We start from the raw sequence: 4,159 nt of genomic DNA, 5'->3' as shown, positions 1-4,159 counted from the left end.
GTCTTCTAGAAGTTTTATTAGGGGTCTTAGTGCTTCCTCAGAAAAGATTTCTCTCTCAACATACCTAGCCAAGGCCAGTGCAGCATTTCCCCTAACATTACTGTTTCCATCATTAAGTAATTTCACAAATAATCCTAAAGCATCCGGGTTCAACAACCCTTTCTCAGCATAACTCGCCATTATAGCAGAAGATAAAATTCTGGAGTCAACGAGTTCATCATTAAGCAAAACGGTTAAAGGCTTTAAGGCATCCTCAATCACTAAACCTTTTTTAAGATACTCCTTAATTGCATGTAAAGCGTTTAGGCGCACTGAACTATCCTGATCACCAAGAAGTGCTGGAAGCCGCTTTAGAGCGTTTTCAGAAGTTAAACCTTTATACGCGTATTTTGCTAAAACTGCTGAAATAACAGCGCGAACACCAGCATCATTATCCTTATGTAAAGCTTCAAGTGATTCTAAAGCAGCCTCATTGATTAAATCATTTTCCGCATAAAATCCTAGAGATATTGCAGCTCTCATACGGATATCGCTACTATCATCACTTAAAAGCGATATTAGTGGGATTAAGGCTTTACCATCAACGTTTTGTCTTTGAGCATAAATACCTACAGCTATTACCGCTCTGAAACGGACTTTTTCATCCTCATCTTGCAGCAAATCAATAAAAGACCCTAATGCTTTGATATTTATTAAGTCATTCTCTGCATAGTGTGTTAAAGCCATTATAGCACCTTTACGGATATTGGCGTCGGAGTCGGTGAGCAATTTTACTAGAGATTCTATTGCTTGTTCGTCAACAAGTCCATTTTCCGCATAGCTTGCAACAGCATATACCGCATTTTCTCGAATTTGACCATCCTTATCTGCTAATAAATCTATTAAGGGGTTGATAGCCTTTGGACTAATTAGTCCTTTAGCCCCATACCATCTGGTAGCAATTGCAGCATTTTTTCTAATAGCATTATTCTCGCTACCAAGTGATTTGATTAGGGCCTCTGTAGCCTTGTTAGAGATAAACCCCTTTATTGCGTATCTTCCAATAGCAAAGGTTACCGCCCATAAAAGATTATAGTCGTCTACCCTAAACAAATTGACTAAAGGATCTAATGCCTCTTCATTTACCAATCCATTTTCTGCAAAAAACCCTAGTGCAGTTGCGGCTCTCATTCTAATATCGATTCTCTCTTCATCAAGTAATTTAATCAGTATATCTAAAGCGCTACTATTAACTAAGCCTCTCTCAGAATAGCGCGCAACAGCGTCCACCGCTCTCATTCTAATTTCATCATTATCATCAGAAAGCAAATTAGTTAGGTAATCTAACGCCTTTCTATTAACGATAGCGTTATCAGCATACCTAGCGACAGCTGTGGCGGCGTTTCCACGAGTATACACATTCTCGTCCATTAGTATTTTTATAAGTGGTTCAATCGCCTTAACCTCAACCTTTTCCTTCTCCGCATAGTTTGCGATCGCCATCGCAGCGTTTCCTCGAACAAAACTGTCCTTATCACTAAGCAATGGAATTAATGAACTTAAAGCCCTGAGGTTAAAGCTACCTTTTTCAGCGTATCGAGAAATAACAATTGCCGCATTGCCTCTAATTTCTGTTTCTTCATCTGCGAGCAGTTTAATTACGTTGTCTAAAGCCGTTTCATCAATTAGTTCATTGTCTGCATATCTTAGCAGAGCTATTATTGCGTTTCCTCGAATGTTTTCATTGCTGTCTTCCAACATAGTAATAAGGGGACTGAGCGCTCTATTATCAACCATGTGGTTTTCGGCATATATCCACAAGGCGGTTATCGAATTAGTGCGGACATTCACATCTTCATCATATAAAAGAGATATTAGTGGCTCTATGGCCTCATTATAAAATAATTTGTTTTCTGCGTATTTTACAATAGAATAGACTGCGTCTCTACGGATATTTTCATTTTCACTAGTTAGTAATCTCGATATATGTTTCAGAGCTTTTTCTGAAAAAAACTTTTTTTCTGCGTAGATTACAACAGATTTGGTTGCGTTTTCACAGACAGAAATATCTTCATCTTCAAGAAGAGCAATTATTGAGTCTAAGATATCCTCACCAACGAAATCATTTTTCGCATATTCACTTATTGCCTTGACAGCGTTGGAACGTATCTCAGCATTATCATCACTTATCAACTTTGATAATGGCTTTAACGCTTTGTCATCGAATAATGACTTCTTCGTATATATTGTGAATGTTGCTGTTGCCAATTTTCTGATTTCAAGGTCTTCATCTTTTAATAGGTTTGTTAATGGTTCTAAAGCATCTGGTGAAACTAGGTCATTATCAGCATAAGCATTAATTGCGGTAACAGCGTTAAGACGGTTCTTCGGATTTTCATCAGATAATAAAGTCACTAAGGGCTTCAAGGCGGTTTCATCTACTTTACCCCTCTCAGCATATTGTATAACGGCGTCAGAAGCGTTAATAGAAATATTATCCTCCTCTTTTTCTAAAAGTGGTATTAAATGTCTTAGAGCATCTTCCTGAATTAAATTCCTTTTTGCGTACTGGGCGAGGGCAGAAGCAGAATTTGCAAGAACATCATTTTCCTCTTCACCAAGTAATTGCACTAAAGGCACCAGCGCCTCCTTATCAACAATATCATTATTCGCATAAAGAGATACGGCTAATGCGGATACTCCTCGAATAGCATGGTATTCATCGCCAAGCAATTTTATCAAGGAACTGATTACTTTTCCATTAACCACTTGTTTCTCCGCGTACTGCACTATTGCAATGGCCGAACTTAATCTAATATCACTATTCGCATCGCTCAGAACTTTCGATAACTGCTCTAGAGCAGTCTGGTCGGTAACCCCTCCTAAAGCGTAAAGACCTATTGTTGCCGCCGCATTTCTACGTATATTACTTTCTTCCTCTCCGAGTAAAGCAACAATAGGATTCAAAGCCTTTTCGTAAATAAGATTATTCTCAGCATAGATCCTAAGAGCGTTTGATACGCTAGACAAAAGATTAGTATCCTTCACCACCAACAATTTTGTGAGCGGTTCAAGCAACCGTACGTCAAGAAGTTTATTTTCCGCATATAATACAATTACGTTAACCGTTCTAATTAAAACACTTAGGTTCTCATCAGCTAGTAAATTAATCAAATATAGAAATATTCTTTCATCTAAAAGATTTTTTTCTGCGTAAACACCAATCGCATCCAAGGACTTAATGCGCATATCTAAGCTCTTATCATCGAGTAAAATTAGGAGAGGTTCCAAAGCCCTTTTATCTGTCAAATTCTTTTGCGCATATAAACCTAAAGCTAGAGCTGTATTAGCTCGAACACTTACATTTCCATCGATTAGCCCATTAATTAATGGTTCTAAGGCCGTTTCCTCAAAAAGTTCATTTTCAGCATATTTTACAATCGTATTTGAGACCCTGAGACGGATCTCACTGCTTTCATCATAAAGAAGTTTTGGTAAAAATTTCAATGCTTCCTCATTAAAAAATCCTTTTTCTGAATATCGCTCAACTGCACCTGCTGCTCTCATCCGTACATCATTGTTCTCGTCATTGAGGAGTTTTGTAATGTTACTCAATGCTTCCTCATAGTAAAGCCCATTAACAGCATAAAGGACAATAGCAGTTAACGCGTTTCTTCGTACATTCACATTTTCTTCAAGAAGCATTTCTGAGACAGGTTTTAAAGCCTTATCAGACACTAATCCTTTCTCTGCATATCTAATAATTCCTATAACCGCCCTCATCCTAACATCTCGGTCCTCATCGCTGAGAAGTTCTGCAAGGGGATTAATTGCTTCCTCGTTTAACAATCCCTTCTCTGCGTATATTCCAACCGCAAGGGCGCCATTTGCTCGGACATTAGAATCCTCATCACTTAGTATCTGAATTAGAGGCCTTAGAGCGGGATTGTGGATCAACCCATTTACCGCATACAAAACTAAGGATATCGCTGCGGTGGTGCGCGTTGTTTTATTTTCGTCTGAGAGTAGTTTGGTTAGGGGTTGGAGGGCTTCTTCGCTTACCAGGTTTTTCTCGGCATAAAGTCCGATTGCAGCTACCGATCTCATTCTTACATCGCTTACCTTGTCTGAGAGTAGTTTGGTTAGGGGTTGGAGGGCTTCTTCGCTTACCAGGTTTTTC

General features: G+C 38.7%; 1 protein-coding gene. It reads right to left on the bottom strand.

The annotated features are described in order from the left end of the window. On the bottom strand, positions 1-4,159 hold a 4,159-nt coding region (locus ACUVXA_RS03380; protein ID WP_445869825.1), incomplete at both ends, for a HEAT repeat domain-containing protein.

This window comes from Candidatus Jordarchaeum sp. (assembly GCF_052745115.1).
This window is presented reverse-complemented; position numbering and strand designations above follow the sequence as displayed.